At 69.2% G+C, this 20,164-nt stretch carries 20 protein-coding genes, 1 tRNA gene and 2 pseudogenes; 6 read left to right on the top strand and 17 right to left on the bottom strand.

Translation table 11 applies throughout. From position 1 onward, the window contains the following. Window positions 1-83: 83 nt before the first annotated feature. The 3 genes from MNQ95_RS09410 to hppD all read right to left on the bottom strand — a co-directional run bounded on the left by MNQ95_RS09410 (window position 84) and on the right by hppD (window position 3,257). A complete protein-coding gene (locus MNQ95_RS09410) occupies window positions 84-695 on the bottom strand; it encodes a hypothetical protein (protein WP_241952698.1) in 612 nt (203 codons plus the stop codon). Between the two features lie 172 nt (window positions 696-867). Beyond that, complete coding sequence (hmgA, locus tag MNQ95_RS09405; RefSeq protein WP_241952697.1) at window positions 868-2,181, bottom strand: homogentisate 1,2-dioxygenase; 1,314 nt, start codon at window positions 2,179-2,181, stop codon at window positions 868-870. Between the two features lie 29 nt (window positions 2,182-2,210). After that, window positions 2,211-3,257: a 4-hydroxyphenylpyruvate dioxygenase gene (hppD, locus tag MNQ95_RS09400; RefSeq protein WP_425605740.1), complete on the bottom strand. Its 1,047-nt coding sequence runs from the start codon at window positions 3,255-3,257 to the stop codon at window positions 2,211-2,213. 169 nt (window positions 3,258-3,426) lie between these two features. On the opposite strand from hppD, the gene MNQ95_RS09395 reads away from it, so the two are divergent. Continuing rightward, entirely contained in the window at window positions 3,427-3,939 is a 513-nt protein-coding gene (locus tag MNQ95_RS09395) for a MarR family winged helix-turn-helix transcriptional regulator (protein ID WP_162408473.1), read from the top strand. A gap of 114 nt (window positions 3,940-4,053) precedes the next feature. Here the strand turns inward: MNQ95_RS09395 and MNQ95_RS09390 are convergent, their stop codons facing one another. The 4 genes and pseudogenes from MNQ95_RS09390 to MNQ95_RS09380 all read right to left on the bottom strand — a co-directional run bounded on the left by MNQ95_RS09390 (window position 4,054) and on the right by MNQ95_RS09380 (window position 7,510). Further along, a complete protein-coding gene (locus tag MNQ95_RS09390) occupies window positions 4,054-4,647 on the bottom strand; it encodes a thioredoxin domain-containing protein (protein ID WP_425605739.1) in 594 nt (197 codons plus the stop codon). A gap of 29 nt (window positions 4,648-4,676) precedes the next feature. Then, window positions 4,677-5,117 (bottom strand): annotated as a pseudogene (locus MNQ95_RS15890) (POT-type proton-dependent oligopeptide transporter); the annotation flags it as partial. Window positions 5,118-5,210: 93 nt separating this feature from the next. Next, window positions 5,211-6,401 (bottom strand): annotated as a pseudogene (locus MNQ95_RS15885) (peptide MFS transporter); the annotation flags it as partial. A 245-nt stretch (window positions 6,402-6,646) separates the two neighbouring features. Beyond that, entirely contained in the window at window positions 6,647-7,510 is an 864-nt protein-coding gene (locus tag MNQ95_RS09380; protein WP_241952694.1) for a tryptophan 2,3-dioxygenase, read from the bottom strand. 211 nt (window positions 7,511-7,721) lie between these two features. On the opposite strand from MNQ95_RS09380, the gene pdhA reads away from it, so the two are divergent. From pdhA to MNQ95_RS09360, 4 genes are all read left to right on the top strand, one after another. Then, window positions 7,722-8,819, top strand: coding sequence for a pyruvate dehydrogenase (acetyl-transferring) E1 component subunit alpha (gene pdhA, locus MNQ95_RS09375; RefSeq protein WP_162408476.1), 1,098 nt, complete (start codon window positions 7,722-7,724; stop codon window positions 8,817-8,819). An 82-nt stretch (window positions 8,820-8,901) separates the two neighbouring features. Next, window positions 8,902-9,888 (top strand): alpha-ketoacid dehydrogenase subunit beta, encoded by a 987-nt coding sequence (locus MNQ95_RS09370; protein ID WP_425501301.1) that lies wholly within the window; start codon window positions 8,902-8,904, stop codon window positions 9,886-9,888. 97 nt (window positions 9,889-9,985) lie between these two features. Continuing rightward, the gene (locus MNQ95_RS09365; protein WP_162408478.1) at window positions 9,986-11,353 is read left to right on the top strand and encodes a dihydrolipoamide acetyltransferase family protein; all 1,368 of its coding nucleotides are present in this window, start codon (window positions 9,986-9,988) and stop codon (window positions 11,351-11,353) included. Window positions 11,354-11,428: 75 nt separating this feature from the next. Next, window positions 11,429-11,812, top strand: coding sequence for a VOC family protein (locus tag MNQ95_RS09360; protein ID WP_241952693.1), 384 nt, complete (start codon window positions 11,429-11,431; stop codon window positions 11,810-11,812). 113 nt (window positions 11,813-11,925) lie between these two features. On the opposite strand, the gene MNQ95_RS09355 is transcribed toward MNQ95_RS09360, so the two are convergent. The 3 genes from MNQ95_RS09355 to MNQ95_RS09345 all read right to left on the bottom strand — a co-directional run bounded on the left by MNQ95_RS09355 (window position 11,926) and on the right by MNQ95_RS09345 (window position 14,686). After that, window positions 11,926-12,858 (bottom strand): MBL fold metallo-hydrolase, encoded by a 933-nt coding sequence (locus tag MNQ95_RS09355; protein ID WP_241952692.1) that lies wholly within the window; start codon window positions 12,856-12,858, stop codon window positions 11,926-11,928. Between the two features lie 138 nt (window positions 12,859-12,996). Next, a complete protein-coding gene (locus tag MNQ95_RS09350) occupies window positions 12,997-13,311 on the bottom strand; it encodes a hypothetical protein (RefSeq protein WP_162408481.1) in 315 nt (104 codons plus the stop codon). A 13-nt stretch (window positions 13,312-13,324) separates the two neighbouring features. Then, on the bottom strand, window positions 13,325-14,686 hold the full coding sequence (locus MNQ95_RS09345; protein WP_241952691.1) for a tryptophan--tRNA ligase: 1,362 nt from the start codon (window positions 14,684-14,686) through the stop codon (window positions 13,325-13,327). Window positions 14,687-14,837: 151 nt separating this feature from the next. On the opposite strand from MNQ95_RS09345, the gene MNQ95_RS09340 reads away from it, so the two are divergent. Next, window positions 14,838-15,731: a hypothetical protein gene (locus MNQ95_RS09340; RefSeq protein WP_241952690.1), complete on the top strand. Its 894-nt coding sequence runs from the start codon at window positions 14,838-14,840 to the stop codon at window positions 15,729-15,731. A gap of 106 nt (window positions 15,732-15,837) precedes the next feature. On the opposite strand, the gene MNQ95_RS09335 is transcribed toward MNQ95_RS09340, so the two are convergent. From MNQ95_RS09335 to birA, 7 genes are all read right to left on the bottom strand, one after another. Then, the gene (locus tag MNQ95_RS09335; protein WP_162408483.1) at window positions 15,838-16,053 is read right to left on the bottom strand and encodes a CsbD family protein; all 216 of its coding nucleotides are present in this window, start codon (window positions 16,051-16,053) and stop codon (window positions 15,838-15,840) included. Between the two features lie 283 nt (window positions 16,054-16,336). Further along, the gene (locus MNQ95_RS09330) at window positions 16,337-16,489 is read right to left on the bottom strand and encodes an entericidin A/B family lipoprotein (protein WP_162408484.1); all 153 of its coding nucleotides are present in this window, start codon (window positions 16,487-16,489) and stop codon (window positions 16,337-16,339) included. Between the two features lie 96 nt (window positions 16,490-16,585). Then, window positions 16,586-17,509, bottom strand: a complete 924-nt coding sequence (gene rocF, locus MNQ95_RS09325) for an arginase (protein ID WP_162408485.1) — start codon at window positions 17,507-17,509, stop codon at window positions 16,586-16,588. A gap of 140 nt (window positions 17,510-17,649) precedes the next feature. Further along, window positions 17,650-17,725, bottom strand: a tRNA-Thr gene (locus MNQ95_RS09320). A 30-nt stretch (window positions 17,726-17,755) separates the two neighbouring features. Further along, entirely contained in the window at window positions 17,756-18,412 is a 657-nt protein-coding gene (locus MNQ95_RS09315) for an SPOR domain-containing protein (RefSeq protein WP_241952689.1), read from the bottom strand. A 25-nt stretch (window positions 18,413-18,437) separates the two neighbouring features. After that, window positions 18,438-19,196 carry a type III pantothenate kinase gene (locus MNQ95_RS09310; RefSeq protein ID WP_241952688.1) on the bottom strand — a complete coding sequence of 253 codons (759 nt, stop codon included), beginning with the start codon at window positions 19,194-19,196 and terminating at the stop codon, window positions 18,438-18,440. Continuing rightward, a complete protein-coding gene (birA, locus tag MNQ95_RS09305) occupies window positions 19,193-20,164 on the bottom strand; it encodes a bifunctional biotin--[acetyl-CoA-carboxylase] ligase/biotin operon repressor BirA (RefSeq protein ID WP_162408487.1) in 972 nt (323 codons plus the stop codon). Before birA ends, MNQ95_RS09310 begins: the two co-directional genes overlap by 4 nt.

Here is a 20,164-nt window from a genome sequence, read left to right as displayed (position 1 = left end):
CCGTGATTCTATGCCGCGTTCCGTGCCCGCAGTCGTCCTGATACGTCCGACCCGGCTCGGGGCAGGCGTCCCGGCGATCAGCGTCAGCCGCAGCGCTCTACGTAGTCCACCTGCGGCGGCAGGCCGATGCGCCACTCCTGCACCCGGCCCTGCGCGTCGGTCTCGAACAGAAGCGCGGCTTCGCTGCCATCGCGGGTCACGCGCAGCGACTGCGCTCCTTCCACGTACTTGTGCGGGCTGGCGCTCAGGCCGGGATACAGTGCAGCGACCTCGTCCACGGACATGCCGATGCGGCCGCCGCCGGGGGCCGTGGTAGCCGGATCATCGGTATCCACGCGCACGAAGCGGCCACCCTCGATCATGAAGGTGGTGCCCTGACCCTGCTCCGGTCGCGGCTGCGGGAACAGGTAGTGGCAGGCATCGGGCGACTCCGTCGCGCCTTCCTCCAGCGATCCGCCCAGGGCCCGCTTGAGTGCCTGCGCTTCGGCGCCGAAAGGCACCGGTCCGAAACCGGTGAAGTCCGGCCCCGTTGCGGCGGGCGCGATGGCCGGCGGCACCTCCTCGGAGGGCTCGTCCAGGGCGGGATCGGGCGCGGTGTCGCCACTTCCGGATGCGTTGTCACCGGGCGCCTGCGTGCAGGACGCAAGGACCAGCGCCAGGCTCAACAGGCAGGCATCAAGCATCCTGGACGACATCGCATTCCCCTGCGCATTCGATGCGCGAAGGCTGACAAAGCCCCTGTCAACGGCAGGCGAAGGGACACGCCTCCGATCCAGCGGGCCGCATGCGCCTACCGGGCTCTACCCGATCAGCGGATCGGCTTCCGGAACCGGCACGCGTACGGACCGCCGGAGCGTGCCGGCCCGCTCAGGCCGGCGCGACGAAATTGCGCTTCAGCCCCGCCCAGCAGCGCTGGTAGTCGCGCTGCCGGTGCAACGCCTCATGGGCCTGCGCCGTCGGCCGCAGCACTGCGCGGGTCTCGAACATGAAGGCCATGGTGTCGGCGATCACGTCCGGCCTGGAAAGGTCGGCGTGCGAGGCTTTCTCGAAAGTCGCCGCATCCGGGCCGTGCCCGCTCATGCAGTTGTGCAAGGAGGCACCGCCGGGCATGAAGCCCTCGGCCTTGGCGTCGTAGGCACCATGCACCAGGCCCATGAACTCGCTGGCCACGTTGCGGTGGAACCACGGCGGACGGAACGTGTGCTGCGCCACCAGCCAGCGCGGCGGGAAGATCGCGAAGTCCACGTTGGCCGTCCCCGGCGTGTCGCTGGGCGCGGTGAGCACGGTGAAGATCGACGGATCGGGATGGTCGAAGCTGATCGAGCCGATGGTGTTGAAGCGGCGCAGGTCGTAGCGGTAAGGCGCGCAGTTGCCGTGCCAGCCGACCACGTCCAGGGGGCTGTGGCCGATGTCCGCGCGCCACAGGTGGCCCTGGAACTTGGCGACCAGTTCGAAGTCGCCTTCGACGTCTTCGTACGCGGCCACCGGGGTCTCGAAATCGCGCGGGTTGGCCAGGCCGTTGGACCCGATCGGACCCAGGTCGGGCAGGCGCAGCGGCGCGCCGAAATTCTCGAGCACGTACCCGCGCGACGGGCCATCGGGCAGCTCGACCCGGAAACGCACGCCGCGCGGCACCACCGCGACCTGTTGCGGCTCCACGTCCAGCACGCCCAGCTCGGTGGCGATGCGCAGGCGGCCCAGTTGCGGCACCAGCATCAGCTCGCCGTCGGCGTCGTAGAAGAAACGGCCGTCCATGTCGCGGTCGGCGGCGTACAGGTGGATGGCCACGCCCTGCTGGGCAGCCGGCGATCCGTTGCCGGCCATCGTGTACAGGCCTTCAAGGAAGTCGTTCGGCGTCGACGGCAGTGGCAGCGGATCCCAGCGCAGCTGGTCGGGCGTGACCGGACCATCGCCGAAGTCGTTGTGGAAACGCGGTGCGCCGGCGTGCGCGCCGAACGGCGCGAACGTGCCATGCATCGCGGCGGGCCGGATCCGGTACAGCCAGCTGCGCCGGTTCTGCCCGCGCGGCGCGGTGAATGCGCTGGCCGACAGCTGCTCGGCATACAGCCCGTGCGCGACGCGCTGCGGCGAGTTCTGCCCGACCGGCAACGTGCCGGGCACCGCTTCGGTCGCGAACTCGTTGCCGAAGCCGGTCATGTACGCGGAGCGGGGGTTGGCCATGTCTGCCTCTTGCGGTCGACGTGTCGCGATCAGAGCACGCCGCGGCGCATCTGGTCGCGTTCGATGCTCTCGAACAGGGCCTGGAAGTTGCCCTCGCCGAAACCCTCGTTGCCCTTGCGCTGGATGATCTCGAAGAAGATCGGACCCACCGCGTTCTGGGTGAAGATCTGCAGCAGCTTGCGCTGCTTGGTCTCGACGTCGGCGTCGATCAGGATCTTGTTCCGGCGCAGGCGCTCCACGTCCTCGCCATTGTCGGGGATGCGCTGGTCGATCACGTCGAAGTAGGTATCGGGCGTATCGAGGAACTCCACGCCGGCTTCGCGCATCTTCTCCACCGTCGCGTAGATGTCGTCGGTGAAGCAGGCGATGTGCTGGATGCCCTCGCCCTGGTACGCGTCCAGGTATTCGTTGATCTGCGACTTCGGGTCCGACGATTCGTTGAGCGGGATGCGGACCATGCCGTCGGGCGCGGTCATCGCCTTGGAAAGCAGGCCGGTCTTGGCGCCCTTGATGTCGAAGTAGCGGATCTCGCGGAAGTTGAACAGCCGCTCGTAGTAGTCGGCCCATTTGGCCATGTTGCCGTGGTACAGGTTGTGGGTCAGGTGGTCGATGAAGGTCAAGCCGAAGCCCGTGGGCATCAGGTCGACGCCCGGCAGGTATTCGTAGTCCGGGTCGTGGATGGTGCCCTTCTCGTCGTAGCGGTCGACGATGTAGAGCATGCAATCACCAATGCCCTTGATCACCGGCGCGGCCACCGCCTTGCTCAGTTCGTCGCGCGCGTCGAGTGCCTCGGCGCCGTTCCTCAGCGCCTGGGTCCGCGCCCAGTCGGCCAGTTTCTTCACCCGGATCGCGAAGCCGCAGGCGCTGGGGCCGTGCTGGGCGGCGAAGCGGCCGGCGAAGGAGTCCGGATCTTCGTTGATCAGGAAGGTACAGTCGCCCTGGCGGTAGGTGCTGATCGGGCGGGTCTTGTGGCGCGCGACCTGGACGAAGCCGAGCCTGCGGAAGTAGTCGTGCAGTTGCTGCGCCTGCCCGGCCGGGGCGGCGAACTCGACGAATTCGAAGCCGTCGATCCCCATCGGGTTGTCGAACTGGCTCGCGGCGACGCCGGCGTTTGGGGTCGATGTGGCGGAGAGGACTTGCGAATGCGCGCTCATGATGGCTTCCTGAACACCCCGTCGGGGAGCGGTCTGATCGAATCCCCTTTTATAGTTACTTCTGCAACCACTAGCAAGGTGCCCTGCCGCAATGTCAGTTCCGAACGCTCCTGAAGCCTCCGGCACCGCGCCTTCCGCGGATGCCGCCCGCCACGCCCAGCTCGAGCTGGAAAACTTCCTGCCCTATCGCCTCAGCGTGCTCTCCAACCGGGTCAGCCAGACCATCGCCGACATCTACCAGAAGCGGTTCGGGCTGGCGATCACCGAATGGCGGGTGATGGCGGTCCTGGGCCGCTTCCCCGACCTGTCCGCCAACGAGGTCGCCGACCGCACCGCGATGGACAAGGTCGCCGTCAGCCGCGCCGTCGCGCGCCTGCTCGAGCGCAGCCTGATCAAACGCGAGATCCACAGCGACGATCGCCGCCGTTCCGTGCTGGCGCTGTCGGAGGTCGGTTACACCGTGTACGACGAGATCGCGCCGATGGCACTGGGCTGCGAGCAGCGGCTGATCGCCACGCTGGACGAGGAGGAACGGGCCATGCTCGACCGGTTGCTGGTCAAGCTCGCCGGCCCGGGCCTGATCGCGTTGCGCGACGGCGGCTGAGCCGCGTAGCCCTCACCCACCGGGCCGCCGAAGGCGGGCGCATTGCCATGCGCCCGCTTCCTCGATGCCACCGGGTTGTCCTTGCCCTCGGTCCGGCGTGACCGGCGGGGAATTTCAGGGCGCTGCCGGCGGCGGGGCCCACTGCTCCAGGAACTCGCGGATCCGGCGACGATCCGGCTTGCCCTTGCGCAACAGCTCGTGCCCCGACTGCGCGTGCAGCACCTGCGCATCGGCATCGAGCACCAGCAGGTGCGGCGCCGGTGCTTCCGTGCTGCCCGGATAGGCGGCCAGGAACGGCGCGTTCTGCGGCGCGCTGCGGTCGATCTTCACCCAGACGAAGCCCGCGTCGCGCAGGTGCCGCAAGGGCGCCTCGCCTTCGATGCGCTGGTCCAGCGCCGCGCATTCGCCGCAGGCCGCATCGCCCAGTTCCAGCACGATGCGCTTGCTGCCGCGCTTGGCTTCGACCTTGGCCGTTTCCAGGTCATTGGCGGCGCTGCGGTTGGGATCGAACGACGCGCCGAGTGCCGCGATCGCGGCGATGTCGGCCGCCGCGGGCGTGTTGCCCGAAGCGACCCGCTCGCTGGTGTCGGCCACGACCGGCTTCTGTGGCGTGGTGTCCACCGGCAGCGGCGGTCCCGACGGCGGCGGCGCCTCCTGCCCGCCACAGGCGGACAGGAGCATTGCGACCAGGAACAGGGGCAGCACCATGACCGGCGGACGACCGCGATCGGCCATCCTCACTTGACCCCGTGCATCAGCTTCTGGATGAGCGGCGCGATCAGGAACAGCAGCAGGCCGCTGCCCATCAGGATCCAGAACCCGATGGTGTAGCCGGCGAAGGCCGATTCCACCGTCATGCCGGTCTCGCCGCTCACATGGCTGGCGAAGATGCCCGACAGGTTGTTGCCGATCGCCGTGGACAGGAACCAGCCGCCCATGCCGAAGCCGACCAGGCGCACCGGCGCGAGCTTGGTCACCATCGACAGGCCGATCGGCGACAGGCACAGCTCGCCCACCGACTGGATGACGTAGACCATGAACAGCGTCCAGAACGGGATCTTCAGCGTCTGCGGATCGACCATGCTCGACAGGGCGACCATCAACAGCAGGAACGCGACGCCGTTGAAGATGATGCCGAAGCCGAACTTGCGCGGGATCGACGGATTGAGCGACCCGGCCGTGTTGCCCAGGTCGATCCGGGTCGCCCACAGGCCAAGCACGACGATCAGCGCGGCGATCACGAAGAACGCCCAGCCCGGCATGACGCCCAGCCCGCTCAGGCGGTACATCGCCAGCACCGAGAACACGGTGGCGACGACGCCCACCAGCACGCGCACCAGGCGCATCGCCCCGAGGTTGGGCTCGACCTTGCTCAGCCTGACCCACAGCCAGGCCAGCACCGGCGCCAGCGTGATGATCGCCAGCGAGTTGACCGACTGGAACCAGCCGACCGGGAAGATCCAGCCGCTGAAATCACGGTTGACGATGTTCTGCGCGAGGAAGTTGAACGAGCTGCCGGCCTGCTCGAAGAAACACCAGAACAGGACGTTGAACACGAAGATGATCAGCATGGCGATGGCCATGTCGCGCCTGACCGGGCCGTCGCGGAACCCTTCGCGCAGGATCAGCACGCACAGCGCGACGAACAGCGCGGTCAGGATCCACTGCAGCGCGCCTGCGCCGATCGACAGCAGGAAGTAGATCAGCGGAATGGAGGCGAGCGCGCAGATCGCGGTGACCAGCACCCGGAAACCGCTTTCGGCGCCGGCGATCGGCTCGCCGATGCCCTTGAGCTGGCGGCGACCGAACCAGAACCAGACCAGGCTGATCAGCATGCCGATGCCCGACACCAGGAACACCACCTTGTAGGTGGGCATTTCCGATGTTCCGCCCATGACCCGTTCGGCAAGCAGGCCGGTCAGCCACGGCGCGATCATCGCGCCCAGGTTGATGCCCATGTAGAACAGGGTGAAGCCCGAATCCCGCCGCTCGTCGCCGGTGGAGTAGAGCTTGCCGACCATCGTGGAGATGTTCGGCTTGAACAGGCCGTTGCCGACGATGACGGTAGCCAGGCCCAGCTTGAAGACCTGTTCGTTGGGCAACATGATCATGAACAGGCCGGCGGCCATGATCGCCGCGCCGAGCAGGATCGAGCGCTGGTAGCCGATGATCCGGTCGGCGACATATCCGCCGAACAGCGCGGCCGCGTACACAAGGGCCAGGTACGCGCCGTACAGCTTGCTGGCCGGCGCCTCGCCGGTGCTGTCGCCGCCGTAGAACTGGGCGACGATGTACAGGGCCAGCGCCCAGCGCATGCCGTAGAAGGCGAAGCGCTCCCAGAATTCGGTCATGAACAGCATCCACAGCGGCTTGGGATGGCCGAGGATCTGGCTGAAATCCGGGGGAACGGGCGGCTGCGGCGGCGGGGCTGCGACCTTGGGCTCGACGACGTCGGCGCTCATGGAATTCCTTGCTTACTGAATGGGATACACAGGGGCGTCGCCCCGCGGAGTGGGCCGAGAATCACCGAGGACGGCGCCGGGCGTCAATGCGAACGCACCGGGCCGCATCCCCGCAAAAGTGCACTTTCCCCTTGGCCGGCGGCCACTTGCAGGCGCAACGAACTTTCCCGGCATGCTCCGGGAGGCCCCCGCAGGGACGCCGGCGCAGCGGCTTGCGGGCCCCGGGGGCGGCCCTCCCGCCCGGCTCAGCCCGGACCGATGCTGGTCCGGACCTCGAACAGCTCCGGGAAGAACGTCAGCTCCAGCGCCTCGCGCAGGAAGCCTACGCCGCTGGAGCCGCCGGTCCCGCGCTTGAAACCGATGATCCGCATCACCGTGCGCATGTGCCGGAAGCGCCAGAGCTGGAACTGGGTCTCCAGGTCGACCATGTCCTCGCACAGCGAGTACTCGCGCCAGTAGCGGTCGGTGTCCTCGTAGATGCGCTCGAACACCGGCAGCAGCGCCGGGTCGGTGACGTGGGCGGCGGACCAGTCGCGGCCCGCATCGAGATAGGCCGCCGGTACCGCGTGGCCGAAGCGGGCCAGGTAGCGCAGGAACTCCTCATACAGGCTCGGCAGCTGCAGCTCGGCGCCCAGGGCCGCCTGGCCCTCCGGGTCATGGGCGAAGACCCGGACCATGCCGGCGTTCTTGTTGCCCAGCAGGAACTCCACCGCCCGGTACTGCAGCGACTGGAAGCCCGAGGACGGGCCCAGCAGGTGGCGGAAGCCCATGTATTCGGACGGAGTCAGCGTCTCCAGTACCGACCACTGCTCGGTCAGCTGGCGCAGCACCTGCTTGCTGCGGGCCAGCACCTTGCGGCACTGCCAGACCTGGTCGTCCTTGAGGAACTCGCGGGCCGCCTGCAGTTCGTGCATGAGCAGCTTCAGCCACAGCTCCGAGACCTGGTGCTGGACGATGAACAGCATCTCGTCGTGGTGCGCCGGGTTGGACAACGGCTGCTGGGCCGAGAGAAGGCGGTCCAGGTGCAGGTAGCCGGCATAGGTCATCCGGCCCTGCAGGTCGGTGTGGATGCCCGGTTCGAGCGGACGCTGGTTCTTGTCGAGGGTCATCGGCGGCAGTGGCGCACAGGGGCGGAAAGGGTAACCCACGGCGTTGCAGGCCGGATCTGGCCACCGCTGTCATGCAAGCGGGCCAGCTGAACGGGCCGGTGCAAGTCCGTGGAATACAAGCGTTGTTGCGCTGCACGGCGGGTTTTCAGGGACGCTTCCGTACCATGTGCAACTTTCCCGTATCGCAATCCAGCCTCGCTGGCGCACGCCCATGACCCTCGCAGCAAGCTTCCAGATCGATTACCTGCAATACCTTGGCGCGGACGGCCAGCCGGTCCGCGAGTTCCCGCCTGCCCTGCGCGATCCGGCCGTGCTGCTGCCCCTGTTCAAGCAGATGCTGTACGTGCGCGCCTTCGATACCAAGGCCATCGCCCTGCAGCGCACCGGCAAGCTGGGCACCTACGCGCCGTGCCTGGGCCACGAGGCCACCCACGTGGGCATCGGCGCGGCCATGGCCGAGGGCGACGTGTACGCGCCCAGCTACCGCGAATACGGCGTGCTGTTCATGCGCGGCGTGCGTCCGCGCGAAGTGCTGCTGTACTGGGGCGGCGACGAGCGCGGCAACGACTTCCAGGAAGGCGCCGCCCGCCACGACTTCCCGTTCTGCGTGCCGATCTCCACCCAGTGCCTGCATGCGGCCGGCGCGGCGCTGGCGTTCAAGATGCGCGGCGAACCGCATCTGGCCGTGGCCACCTGCGGCGACGGCGGCACCTCCAAGACCGACTTCTATGCCGCGCTCAACTCCGCCGGCGCCTACGAGCTGCCGCTGATCCTGGGCGTGGTCAACAACGGCTGGGCGATCTCGGTCCCGCGCTCGGCCCAGACCGGTGCGCAGACCCTGGCACAGAAGGGCCTGGCCGGTGGCCTGTTCTGCCTGCAGGTGGACGGCAACGACCTGGTCGCCGTGCTCGAGGCGATGCGCATCGCCAGCGAGCGTGCGCGTTCGGGCCAGGGCGGCAGCGTGATCGAATTCATGACCTATCGCCTGTCCGACCACACAACCGCCGACGACGCGCGCCGCTACCGCGACGACGCCGAGGTCAAGGCCGCGTGGGAACGCGAGCCGATGACCCGCCTGCGTACCTGGCTGACCGCGCAGGGCGCCTGGAGCGAAGCAGAGGAAGCGTCGTGGAAGGAAGAATGCGAGCGCCTGGTCAACATCGAGGTGGACGCGTACCTGGCCACGCCGGTGCAGCCGGTGGAGGCGATGTTCGACTACCTCTATGCCGATCCACCGCCCGAGCTGCTGGCCCAGCGCGCGGCCGTCATCGCCATGGAACAGCGTCCGCAGGAGCATCGCCATGGATGACATCCGCAGCAATGCCGCCAATCCCGCCCGTTCGGCGGGCGATGCCGCCGCCCACCATGCCGCCATCAGCGGAGGACAGCCGATGACCGCGACCCCGATCACGCTCATCGAAGCCATCACCCAGGCCCTGGCCTGGGAGCTCGAACACGACCCGTCGGTGCTGGTGCTGGGCGAGGACGTGGGCATCAACGGCGGCGTGTTCCGCGCCACCGCCGGCCTGCAGCAGCGTTTCGGTGCGCAGCGCGTGCTCGACACCCCGCTGGACGAGACCACGATCGCGGGCCTGTCGGTCGGCCTGGCCGCGCAGGGCATGAGGCCGGTCGCCGAAGCGCAGTTCGACGGCTTCGTCTACCCGATGGTCGACCATCTCATCTGCCATGCCGCGCGCCTGCGCAACCGCACCCGCGGCCGCCTGCACTGCCCGATGGTGCTGCGCGTGCCGTGGGGCGGCGGGATCCGTGCGCCCGAGCACCACAGCGAGGCCAACGAGGCGATCTTCACCAACGTGCCGGGCCTGCGCGTGGTCATGCCGTCTTCGCCGCAGCGCGCCTACGGCCTGCTGCTGGCGGCGATCCGCGAAGAAGACCCGGTCATCTACATGGAGCCCAAGCGGCTCTATCGCCAGTACAAGGAAGTGGTCGCCAACGACGGCGAGGCGCTGCCCCTGGACGTGTGCTTCGTGCTGCGCGAAGGCACCGACGTGACCCTGGTCGCGTGGGGCGCGCAGGTGAAGGAAGCGCTGGAAGCGGCCGACGCGCTGGCGAAGGAAGGCATCAGCGCCGAGGTCATCGACGTGGCCACCCTGCGCCCGCTCGACTTCGACACGATCGCCGAGTCGGTATCGCGCACCGGTCGCTGCGTGATCGTGCAGGAAGCCCCGCGCACCGCGGGCTTCGGCGCCGAGATCGCCGCGCGCCTGGCCGAGCACTCGATGTACGACCTGCTCGCCCCGGTCGAGCGCGTTACCGGCTACGACACGCATATCCCGCTGTTCCGGCTGGAGATGAAGTACCTGCCGAGCGTGGAGCGTATCGTCAGCGCAGCCAGGCGCGCCGCCGCGCACGGCTGAGGCAAGGGCGCCGCGCCTAGACCGCGGCGCCGCCTTCCACCTATTCCCGGCACGACGCACGCCGTCGTGCCCGCCAAGACCTGCCAGGAACATCCGCATGAGCGAGAGCAAGACTTTCCACCTTCCCGACCTGGGCGAAGGCCTGCCGGACGCGACCATCGTCGAGTGGTTCGTGAAGGAAGGCGACACCATCCGTCTGGACGAACCACTGGTCTCGATGGAGACCGCCAAGGCGGTGGTCGAGGTGCCCTCGCCGGTATCGGGCAAGGTGCTGAAGCTGGCCGGCGCCGCGGGCGACGTCATCGTCACCGGCGCCATGCTGGCCATGTTCGAGCCCGACGCCTCGTTGCCGCAGCGCGCCGAAGGCCAGGACACCGGCCACCACCACGGTGGCGGCCACGCCGCACCGGCAAAGGTCGTGGCCAGCGATGACGGCGACGAACTGCCGGCGCAGCCTGCACCCTCGGAAGCTCGCGGCGGCGATGCAGGCACGGTGGTCGGCGCGATGCAGAGTTCCGATGCGGTGCATGCCGAACAGGCGATTTCCGTGGGCGGAGTGAAAGCGATGCCCGCCGTGCGTGCGCTGGCCAGGAAGCTCGGCGTGGACCTGGCCCGCGTGCGCGCCAGCGGTCCCGACGGCACCGTCAGCCTCGCCGACGTGAAGCAGGCCGCCGCCAGCGGGACGGCCGCCGTGGGCACGGCGCCGCGCCCAGCGGCCGCACCCTCCGCCGCCGCCGCGCCACAGCCGCCGGCACAACGCACGCCGATGTCGGCAGCGGGCAAGCCCATGCGGACCCGGCCGCCGGGCGCCGAATCCGCAACCGCCAGCGGCCAGCCCGAGCAGCTCAAGGGCGTGCGCCGCAACATGGCCCGGGTGATGGCCGACGCGCACAGCAAGGTCGTGCCGACCACGCTGGTCGACGACGCCGACCTGCACGGCTGGATCGGCAAGCAGGACATCACCGTGCGCCTGGTCCGCGCGATCACCGTCGCGTGCAGGACCGTACCGGCGCTCAACGCCTGGTTCGACGGCGACGCGCTCACCGTCACCCGCCATCCGCACGTGGACGTGGGCATTGCCGTGGATACGGACGACGGCCTGTTCGTGCCGGCGCTGCGCAATGCCGACATGCTCGACGCGCGCGGCGTGCGCGAAGGCATCAACCGCTTGCGCGCGCAGGTCGAGGAACGCAGCCTTCCGGCCAGCGAGCTGTCGGGCTACACCATCTCGCTGTCCAACTTCGGCATGTTCGCCGGCCGCTACGCCACCCCGGTGGTGGTGCCGCCATGCGTGGCGATCATCGGTGCCGGCAAGCTCAGCCACGACGTGGTCGCGGTGATCGGCGGCATCGAGGTGCACCGCCGCCTGCCGATCTCGCTGACCTTCGACCATCGCGCCGCCACCGGCGGCGAGGCCGCGCGCTTCCTCAAGGCGCTGCTGGACGACATGGCGCTGCCGCAGTAGCGACGCGCGCGCCGTCGTCGCGCACCCTGCGACGACGGCGCGTATCTTGGCGGCTCCCCTCGATGGAGCACGCCCATGCCGCACCGCAGCCGCCTGAGCAACCTGGTCCTGGACTGCAAGGTTGCCGACCTCGCGGAAGCCACCGAGTTCTGGAGCAAGGCCCTGGGCAAACCGGTGGCCAGCCTGGACCAGGACGGCGACGGCAGGTACGCCGAACTGGAGACCGCGGCCGACGAGCCGCAGATCCTGCTGCAGAAGGTCGAGCACGATTCGCGCGTGCACCTGGACATCGAGACCGACGACGTCGACGCCGAGGCCGATCGCCTGGTCGCGCTGGGCGCCAGGAAGGTCGCCTTCGTCCACACCTGGTGGGTGATGGAAGCGCCCAGCGGCCATCGTTTCTGCGTGGTCCGCCAGCAGCGCAAGCCGTTCGGACCGCACGCCAACCGCTGGAACTGACGCGGCGCGCGCCGTGCCCCCCACTTGTGCAGGAGCGGGCATGACCGCGACACGGGCGCCGGAAGCATGCGGGGGTCGCCCGTGCCAATGGATGGGGTCACGGTCGCCCGCGCCTACGACAGCCGCGCGCGCTCCAGCCAGACTTCCAGTCCCTGCGCGTTGAGTTCGATGTCCATGCCGAGCAGGCCCAGCACCGAGGCGTCATCCAGCGTGCAGCCGTGCGCCTGGGCCCGTTCAAGGTAGTACCCGGACAGGGCCGCGACTAGGGCGCGATGGCGATCGGGGCGTCCGTCGCAGGCCTGCGCCAGCGAGACCATCGCATCGATCTGCTCGTGCAGCTCGGCGGCCAGCCGCGCCACCTCCTCCACCCGCCCGAAGTGGGTCAGGTACATCGCGCGGGGCGATTCGGCGAGCATCCGCGCGATCGAGCCCTGCATCGCCTCCGGCTCGAACTGCACCGGAGAGGAGGTCGGCAGGATGAACGGACCGCGCGCGCTGTCCAGCTCGCGGTACGACAGGCCGAAGGTGTCGCCGGTGAACCAGCTGCGGCTGCGCGCATCCCAGACGCACAGGTGGTGGCGCGCGTGGCCGGGGGTGTCGATGCAGCGCAGCGGCCGGCCGGCGAGGTCGACGACGTGTCCGTCCGCGGCCACGACGACGCGCTCAGCCGGCACCGGCACCAGTTCGCCGTAGTGGCGCGCGAACTCGGCTTCGCCGTAGACCGCGGTCGCGCCGGCGACCAGCCGGGCCGGATCGACCATGTGCGGCGCGGCGCGCGGATGCGCGACCAGGCGCGCGTGGGGCAGGTGCCGCATCAGCGTACCCGCGCCACCGGCATGGTCCAGGTGGGCGTGGGTCAGGATCAGCCAGTCGACGTCAGCCGCCGCCAGGCCCGCCTGCGCCAGCGCATCGAGCAGGACCGGAATGGTGTGGTTGGTGCCGCAGTCGATGAACGCCGCGCGTCCCTGCTCCACCACCAGGTAGGCCGCGTCGAAGCGCGGCCGCACGTACCCTGTATCGATGGTGTGGATGCCATGTTCCGGCATGTGTCGCCCTTTCCTTTCCCGCATCTCCTGTCGCCCACCCATGTTAGTCAGGCGGGTGCGGGGCGGCGATCCGGCTTTGGTCGTAGGGGCGACGGCCATGCGCGCGCGGCCCGTCGCGCACGATCCGCGGCTACGCGATCACGCGCTGCGTGCGCGCCAGCGAACCATCAGCCGCATGCGCAGCGGGATGGCCAGCGACAGCACCGCCAGGAACGCACCGTAGGCATAGAGCACGGCCAGCACCTGGCGCCAGATCGGGCCGCTCCCGGTGTCGGCCACGCCTTCGGCATAGCCCCAGAGCATGCCGGCGATGCTCAGCGCTAGCGCAAGCACCAGCACCAGCGCATCGAACGCGCGGCGCGCGAAAGGCCGCGGTTGCCGCGGATAGAACCAGTAGAGCGCACCGAGCAGCGCGAACCAGGGCAGGAACAGCAGCAGCGACAACCAGGCCATCAGGTTCGCTCCTTCACGCTTCGGCCTCGACCAGCTGGCGCAGCGCCTGGAGGACCTCGTCCACGCCGGCCAGGTCCTCGCCAAGCGTACCGATCTTCTCGCCGAGCAGACCGACCGTGCGCTGTTCCATCTCGTGCAATGCGTCCAGGCCCTCGCGCTTGAGCCGCGCGATCACCTGCCCGGCCTCGCGCGGCGACTGGTGACCGTCGCCCTGCAGCAGCACGCGGCCATCGCCGTCGACCAGCTTGAAATGGAAACGCCCGTCGACTTCGCGGTACTGCTTGATCTGCGGCAGCTTCGCGGCGGCGACGCGGGTTCGATCAGTCGCGGCCTTGGCCACGGTGAACGTTCCCAGCCCGACCGCGCGCTGCAGCCCGTCCAGCAGCGGCACGGTGACGTCGCGCGCCTTGCGTGCGCCTTCCTGCAGGATCTCCTCCAGCTGCGCCGGCTTGGCGATCAGCTGCGCGTACTGCTCGCGCATCGGCGCCACCGCTTCGTCGACCTGCGCGAACAGGCGCTGCTTGGCGTCGCCCCAGCCGATCCCGTCGGCGAAGGCATGGCGCATTTCCTCGGCCTGGTGCGGGGTGGCGAAGGCCTGGTAGAGCTGGAACAGGGCCGAACCCTCGGTGTCCTTCGGCTCGCCCGGCGCACGCGAGTCGGTGACGATCGACATCACCAGCTTCTTCAGTTCGGCCGGCGGCGCGAACAGCGGGATGGTGTTGTCGTAGCTCTTGGACATCTTGCGCCCGTCCAGGCCGGGCAGTGTGGCCACGCTTTCGTCGATCTGGACCTCCGGCAGCACCAGCGGCTCGCCACTGGCGCCGGTCGCCGTGCGCCAGGCATCGCCGTAGAGGTGGTTGAAGCGCTGGCCGATGTCGCGCGCCATCTCGATGTGCTGGATCTGGTCGCGGCCCACCGGCACCTTGTGTGCGCCGAAGGCCAGGATGTCGGCGGCCATCAGTACCGGATACATGTACAGACCGGCGTTGATGCCGGCATCCGGGTCTTCGCCGGCGGCGGTGTTCTTGTCGACGGCCGCCTTGTAGGCGTGCGCACGGTTGAGCAGGCCCTTGGCCGCCACGCAGGTCAGCAGCCAGGTCAGCTGCGGGATCTCGACGATGTCCGACTGCCGGTAGAAGGTCACCTTCTGCGGGTCCAGGCCGCAGGCCAGCCAGGTCGCGGCGATATCCAGCCTTGAGCGCGCCACGCGCTGCGGATCATCGGCCTTGATCAGCGCGTGGTAGTCGGCGAGGAAGAAGAAGCTTTCCACGCCCGGGGCGCGACTGGCGGCGATGGCCGGACGGATCGCGCCGGCGTAGTTGCCCAGGTGCGGGGTACCGGTGGTGGTGATGCCGGTGAGGACTCGGACGGTCATGTCGGACACAGCGGGAAAGACCGCCTGATTCTACCTTGTGCGGCATGGCGGTCCGGTGGGCGTGTTCCTTGCCGGGACCCGGCTTGCCCGCCCGGACCCCATGCCGCCTGGTCGGGCGTTCTCTACGCCACCCTCTCACAGGACTGCCGTGATGACCCCCTCCACGCCGACGAAAACACTCCAGCGCACCTCGATCCACCGGCGCGCGCCCATGCTCGCATTGCTGCTCTTGCTGCTGGCTGGCCTTCCCCGTGCGGAAGCCGGCCAGTTGTGGCGCTCCAAGTCACCGGTCGAACTGGAGATCGTCGATCGCGATGGCGGGCAGGTGCTGCCGCGATACCCCCATCGCGGACAGTCATGGGTACCCGGCGAACCGGGCCAGGCCTATGCCGTTCGCCTGCGCAACCGCAGCAGCGCGCGCGTGCTCGCGGTGCTGTCGGTGGATGGCATCAATGCGGTGGACGGCCGCACCGCCGGCGTCCACCAGGCCGGCTACGTGCTCGGCCCCTGGCAGGACCTGGAAGTCGCAGGCTGGCGCAAGTCGCTGGATGCGGTCGCGCAGTTCGTCTTCGTCGACCCGGCGGCCAGTTACGCCGCGCGCACCGGGCGCCCGTCCAATCTCGGCGTGATCGGGATCGCCGTGTTTCGCGAGAGACTCTCCGACCCCGCCCCGTCGGCAGGCATCGCCCGCGAAGCGCAGGACACGGACGCCGCATCCGGCAAGGCCCGAGCCTCCACCTCCTCGGGCACTGCGCCGGCATCCGCGGGCGAACATGCCCGCAGCGAAGGCAGTTCCCGGGCCATGCCAATTCCCTACCCGCAGGCCAGCCTAGGAACCGGGCACGGCGAGATCGAGGGCTCGCGGGCGTACTACGCGAGCTTCAGGCGCCAGTCCGCTCCAGTGCAGGTCAGCGAATTGCGCTACGACACGCCGGGGGCATTGCTGGCGCGGGGCATCGATGTCCGGCCGCATTACCCACAGCACCCCTACGCAAGCGACCGGCCCCGGGCGTTTCCAGGCGACTTCGTACCCGACCCGCGATGACCGCATGCGCGGTTGCCCAGATGCGAACGGCGGCAGATCCTGTCCGCCGCCGTTCGTGCAACTGCCCCCTGTCGTGCATGTGAGGCACGGCAGGGGCTACGCGCCCTTAATGGCGATAGCGATCATCCAGGGAGCTCTCGAACTCGCGCACTTCCTTCTCGGCGCGATCCTTCTCCCAACCGTAACGTTCCTGCAGCTTGCCACTGAGGTACTGGGCATTGCCCTCCGCAACGTCGAAAACGTCGTCGGTCAGGTCACCCCACTTGGCCTGGATCTGGCCCTTCAGCTGCTTCCAGTTGCCGCCGATGATGTCGCGATTCATATCCTGCTCCTGCGTTGGGAAAGAGCGCCTCGCTGATGGCGAAACGTGCAGCCAGTGTGTCGTCCACCGCGTTCGCCGCGGGTCCAGTGCACGTCAACACGAAGTTAGGCGGCTGAATCTCCGGTTCATGCGCCGTGACCGGTGTGCTGCGACTCATGGGTCCTGGCGCGCGCGCCGCGGGAGCACGCGGAGCGTTGTCCAGGAAAAACGAACAGGCGTAGCGATCACCCTAAAAAAAGAGGCCGGGAAACCCGGCCTCTTCCCTGCAGCACTGGCAGCAGGATCAGCACTTGCCATCCTTGCAGTCCTGCGCCTTGTCGTCGATCTTGTCGCCGGCCGCCTCGATGTCCTTGCCTGCGCCGGACACGGTGTTGCAGGCCGACAGCATGGAAACGGAGAACAGGCTAAGCAGGGTCAGTGCGATGATTCGCTTCATGTCGGGTCCTCGTGACGGTTGACCGCACTCCGGTGCGGGTTGGGCGTCAATCTGGCGACCCCGCCGTGGAACCGGCGTGAATGCGTCGGGACATGTTCAGTCACGCATCAGGGTCGATTTGCCGAACAGGCTTTCCACCAGGTCCACCGCAAGTTCTGCGGTGAGGTTGTGGTCGTCGAGCACGGGGTTGAGTTCGACGATATCCAGCGACCCCATCCGCCCGGTGTCGGCGATCATCTCCATCACCAGTTGCGCCTCGCGGTAGTTCGGCCCGCCGGGCACGGTGGTGCCCACGCCCGGGGCGATGCCCGGATCGAGGAAGTCCACGTCGAAGCTGACGTGCAGGTGGGTATCGGCGTCGATGCCGTCCAGCGCCTGCGCCATCACCCGCTTCATGCCGACTTCGTCGATGTAGCGCATGTCGTAGATATCCAGCCGGTGCTGCTTGACCAGGCGCTTCTCCTCCGGGTCCACGGACCGGATCCCGATCTGGCGGACCTGCTGCGGCTGCAGCACCGGTGCATCGCCGCCGAGCCGGGTCAACGCCTCCGGGCCGAGCCCACACAGGCACGCGACCGGCATGCCATGCACGTTGCCCGACGGGGTCACCGCACTGGTGTTGAAGTCGGCATGGGCATCAAGCCACAGCACGCGAAGTTTCTTACCGGTTTCGCGGCAATGCCTGGCCACGGCGGTGATTGAACCGATCGCCAGGCAATGGTCGCCGCCCAGCATCACCGGCATGCGCCCGGCCCGCAGTTCGCGCAGGCTGGCCTCCATCAGCGCGCCGTTCCATGCCACCACCTGCTCGAGATGGCGGTAACCCTCCTCCGGTGGCTGCCACGGATTGGCCGGGCCGGCCAGGTTGCCGCAGTCGCGCACCTCGACGCCGCGTCCGGCCAGTGCCTCGGCGATGCCGGCGATGCGCAGGGCTTCCGGCCCCAGCGAGGCGCCGCGATGGCCGGCGCCGATGTCGGTGGGAACGCCGATCAGTGAAACAGGGGGAAAGCTGCGAGCCATGGGCAGGCCTGTGCGGTTCGATGGACTGCAGTCTAGCCATGGATGCACGTGCAGACCCGCCGCAATGCAGCGATTCGCGTGGTGATGGGTCGGCCATGCGCCGCGAACAGGCGGGGAAGTGACGATGCGCGCTGTGCGGATGGTGCCGCCTATCCGAATCGAACGGATGACCTACCGCTTACAAGGCGGTTGCTCTACCAGCTGAGCTAAGGCGGCGATGCGCGGTGGATTCTAGCGCAGCCGGTGCTACGGCTGCGGCGCGCAGTCGCGCTCCTGCGCGGCCGGGAAGGTGGTACGCACCGCGACGACATCCGGACTGCTGCCATCGAGCCACCAGCGCGACGCGCCCGACGCACCCTGCGCCCGGAGCTCGGCGGGGAAACCGGCTGCGCGCAGCGCATCGGCGCGACGCTGCGCGGTTTCACGCCCGCGGTAGGCGCCCAGCGCGATGCCATTGGCTTCGGCACCCTGGTTGAGCACGAAGAAATCCTCGAAACCCGCAGCGGCAACACGCTCGGCCATCGCCTGCGCCTGGGCGCGGTCCGGCGCGGGCGGAAGCACGACCCGGTAGCCGGCGGCGTCGCCCGGTTCCTCATGGATCACCGAGTCGCGCAGCAGCACGCCCAGGCCCGCCTGCGCGACCTCGGCAGCACCCCGGTCATTGAACGGCCCCACGCGCAGGCAGTTTTCCGGCGACACGACGGCAACCGGCTCGACAGCGGCGACAGCGTTGGCAGGTACGTCCTGGGCCATGTCGGCCGGCGCGGGCAGCAAGCGCAGCTCCGCGCCACCCTTGTCCGACACCAGCGGCGGTGGTGCCGGTGGCGCCGGCTGCAGCAGCCACCACGCCGCAACCCCGAGGTTGAGCGCGACGAGGACGACGATCAGGGCGCGTGCGAGCATGGGAGGCGATTCTAGCCGAGCCTGTTCAGCCACGAACCGGTACATCGGCAGCGTGCCGCTCGCGCGCCCAGGCCGCCAGCCCTTCAAGCACCAGCGCCGGACGCAGGGTGGCCTGCGGCAGGAGGGGCAGCAGCGGCTCGGCACCACCGCCATGCAACAGCAGGGCCGGGATTCTGCCCAGCAATCCAGCCGCCTGCTGCAGCGAGCGTTCGACCAGGGCCACGGCCGCCCCATCGCAGCCGGAAGCCAATGCATCGTCGGTATCGTCGGCGAACTCGCGGTAGTGGCCCCCGGCGGCCGGCAGCTGCACCGCGCGCTGGTGCAGCGCCTGGCGCATGACCGTGGGCGAGGCTGCGATACGCCCGCCGTGATGGCGTCCATCGACATCGAGCAGGTCGATGGTCAGCGCGGTGCCCACGCCCGCCACCAGCACGTCGCCTCCGCCGGCGTGTGCACCGAGCAGGGCCAGGAAGCGGTCCACGCCCAGCCGCGCCGGCTGCGCGTAGGCGACCCGCACGCCGGCGCACTCGGCCAGGGTGTGGGCCACGTGCACCTGTTCGAAGCGTTCGCGCAGCAACGCCAGGACCTGCGTGGTCAGCGCGGGCGCGGCGACGCTGGCCAGCCAGGCACGGCGACCGCGCGGCAGTGGCCCATGGCTGGCATCACCGGCCACCAGCGCATCGGCACCGTGCGGCCAGGCCAGTACTTCGCCGATGCCGCCATCGCCACGCCACGAGGCGGCCTTGAAACGCGAATTGCCCAGATCGAACAGCCAGTCGCTCATTGCGGCCTCACGCTCACTTCGCCGGCATGGAAAATCCGTTCTTCACCCGTGGCGGCGCGCACGCGCAGGCCGCCATCCGCCGCCAGTCCGGCGGCAACGCCGTCGATCGCGCCAGGCCCTGCCAGCACCCTCACCTGCCGGCCGGCCAGGGCATCGAGTGCGGCGTAGCGTGGCAGGAACGGCGCGAGGCCGTCACGGTCGAACGCGTCCAGCGCCGGCAGCAGCGCGGCGAGCACCGCCGCGGCCAACGCGGTCCGTGAAGGAACGCCGGCGTCGCCGGCCAGTCGTGCGAGGTCGGTCCAGGGCTGGTCGATCGTCGCGCCTGCCGCCTCCGGCAGGCGCACGTTGATGCCGATGCCGATCACAGCCTGCACCGGCCCGGCATGTTCGCCGCCGCCCTCGACCAGCAGGCCGGCCAACTTGCGTTCGCCGACGACCAGGTCATTCGGCCACTTCAGCCCGACCTGGGGGAATCCCTGCGCACGCAGCGCCTCGGCCACCGCCACGCCGGCCACCAGGCTCAAGCCGCCCAGCCGCGCCAGTCCGCCCTCGAAGCCGCGCCGCACCGACAGGCATACCTGCGCACCCAGCGGTGAACTCCAGCGCCGTCCCAGGCGCCCGCGGCCGGCCGTCTGCCGCTCCGCCAGCAATACCGCGGTGGCGGCCGCCGGTGGCCGGCGCAACAGCTCGCTGTTGGTCGAATCCAGGCTCCAGGCCACCTCCAGCGATCCGACCGCGGCCGCCACCGTCGCCGGCAGGGCTGCGCGCAGGGCGGCCGCGTCCAGCAGGTCCGGGGCCTGGGCCAGGGCATAGCCGTGCCCGGGGCGCGCCTCGATGCCCACGCCGGCGGCCCGCAGCGCCTGGATCCGCTTCCAGATGGCGGCGCGGGTCACCCCGGCTTCGCGCGCCAGCGCATCGCCGGATATCCCGCCGGCACCCAGCCGGAGCAGCAGCTCGCGATCGTCCAC

The organism is Pseudoxanthomonas daejeonensis, from assembly GCF_022637495.1.
Classification (GTDB): domain Bacteria; phylum Pseudomonadota; class Gammaproteobacteria; order Xanthomonadales; family Xanthomonadaceae; genus Pseudoxanthomonas; species Pseudoxanthomonas daejeonensis.
Note: the sequence above shows the minus strand (reverse complement) of the source record. Positions and strands in the feature narration are given on the sequence as shown.

What these genes read in the sequence shown, in the direction of transcription:
- MNQ95_RS09360 (WP_241952693.1), top strand. Translation starts at nt 11,429, where the DNA reads ATGCCGCACCGCAGCCGCCTGAGCAACCTGGTCCTGGACTGCAAGGTT.
- MNQ95_RS09330 (WP_162408484.1), bottom strand. Translation starts at nt 16,489, where the DNA reads ATGAAGCGAATCATCGCACTGACCCTGCTTAGCCTGTTCTCCGTTTCC.
- MNQ95_RS09340 (WP_241952690.1), top strand. Translation starts at nt 14,838, where the DNA reads ATGACCCCCTCCACGCCGACGAAAACACTCCAGCGCACCTCGATCCAC.
- MNQ95_RS09315 (WP_241952689.1), bottom strand. Translation starts at nt 18,412, where the DNA reads ATGCTCGCACGCGCCCTGATCGTCGTCCTCGTCGCGCTCAACCTCGGG.
- MNQ95_RS09380 (WP_241952694.1), bottom strand. Translation starts at nt 7,510, where the DNA reads ATGACCCTCGACAAGAACCAGCGTCCGCTCGAACCGGGCATCCACACC.
- MNQ95_RS09390 (WP_425605739.1), bottom strand. Translation starts at nt 4,647, where the DNA reads ATGGTGCTGCCCCTGTTCCTGGTCGCAATGCTCCTGTCCGCCTGTGGC.
- MNQ95_RS09310 (WP_241952688.1), bottom strand. Translation starts at nt 19,196, where the DNA reads ATGAGCGACTGGCTGTTCGATCTGGGCAATTCGCGTTTCAAGGCCGCC.
- MNQ95_RS09410 (WP_241952698.1), bottom strand. Translation starts at nt 695, where the DNA reads ATGTCGTCCAGGATGCTTGATGCCTGCCTGTTGAGCCTGGCGCTGGTC.
- hppD (WP_425605740.1), bottom strand. Translation starts at nt 3,257, where the DNA reads ATGGGGATCGACGGCTTCGAATTCGTCGAGTTCGCCGCCCCGGCCGGG.
- MNQ95_RS09350 (WP_162408481.1), bottom strand. Translation starts at nt 13,311, where the DNA reads ATGGCCTGGTTGTCGCTGCTGCTGTTCCTGCCCTGGTTCGCGCTGCTC.
- rocF (WP_162408485.1), bottom strand. Translation starts at nt 17,509, where the DNA reads ATGGCTCGCAGCTTTCCCCCTGTTTCACTGATCGGCGTTCCCACCGAC.
- MNQ95_RS09345 (WP_241952691.1), bottom strand. Translation starts at nt 14,686, where the DNA reads ATGACCGTCCGAGTCCTCACCGGCATCACCACCACCGGTACCCCGCAC.
- MNQ95_RS09370 (WP_425501301.1), top strand. Translation starts at nt 8,902, where the DNA reads ATGACCGCGACCCCGATCACGCTCATCGAAGCCATCACCCAGGCCCTG.
- MNQ95_RS09355 (WP_241952692.1), bottom strand. Translation starts at nt 12,858, where the DNA reads ATGCCGGAACATGGCATCCACACCATCGATACAGGGTACGTGCGGCCG.
- MNQ95_RS09395 (WP_162408473.1), top strand. Translation starts at nt 3,427, where the DNA reads ATGTCAGTTCCGAACGCTCCTGAAGCCTCCGGCACCGCGCCTTCCGCG.
- MNQ95_RS09365 (WP_162408478.1), top strand. Translation starts at nt 9,986, where the DNA reads ATGAGCGAGAGCAAGACTTTCCACCTTCCCGACCTGGGCGAAGGCCTG.
- hmgA (WP_241952697.1), bottom strand. Translation starts at nt 2,181, where the DNA reads ATGGCCAACCCCCGCTCCGCGTACATGACCGGCTTCGGCAACGAGTTC.
- pdhA (WP_162408476.1), top strand. Translation starts at nt 7,722, where the DNA reads ATGACCCTCGCAGCAAGCTTCCAGATCGATTACCTGCAATACCTTGGC.
- MNQ95_RS09335 (WP_162408483.1), bottom strand. Translation starts at nt 16,053, where the DNA reads ATGAATCGCGACATCATCGGCGGCAACTGGAAGCAGCTGAAGGGCCAG.